This is a genomic window from Halomonas marinisediminis (genome assembly GCF_004347715.1).
Lineage (GTDB): Bacteria > Pseudomonadota > Gammaproteobacteria > Pseudomonadales > Halomonadaceae > Halomonas > Halomonas icarae.
The window spans coordinates 1-309 of sequence record NZ_SLTR01000223.1 but is presented as its reverse complement, the minus strand read 5'-3'; the positions used below and the strand labels follow the sequence as shown (position 1 = coordinate 309).

The 309-nt window shown below is 71.8% G+C and carries 1 pseudogene; it reads right to left on the bottom strand.

Annotated features, from left to right (window positions below):
• Nucleotides 1-309, bottom strand: a pseudogene (locus E0702_RS16470) (type III PLP-dependent enzyme); the annotation flags it as partial.

Genomic DNA, 309 nt, shown 5'->3' with positions numbered 1-309 from the left:
GATCATGCCCGCTTCGGCCACCAGACCCCGGCCCGGCTCCGCCATCACGGTGGCATCGCCGAACCGCGCCCGCACCAGCGCGCCGACGCGCCCGGCATAGGTCTCGGCCTCCAGGATCGGATCGCCGTAGAATGCCGGGAAGCCGCCGCCGATATTGATCAGGTTGAGGTCATGGCCCCGGGCGCGGCCCGCGTGCCAGATCTCGGCCATCTGGTCGAGCGTGTCGGACCACATGCCGGGATCGCGGGTCTGGGAGCCCACGTGGAAGCTCAGGCCCACCGGGCGCAGGCCGAGAAACGCCGCGCGGTC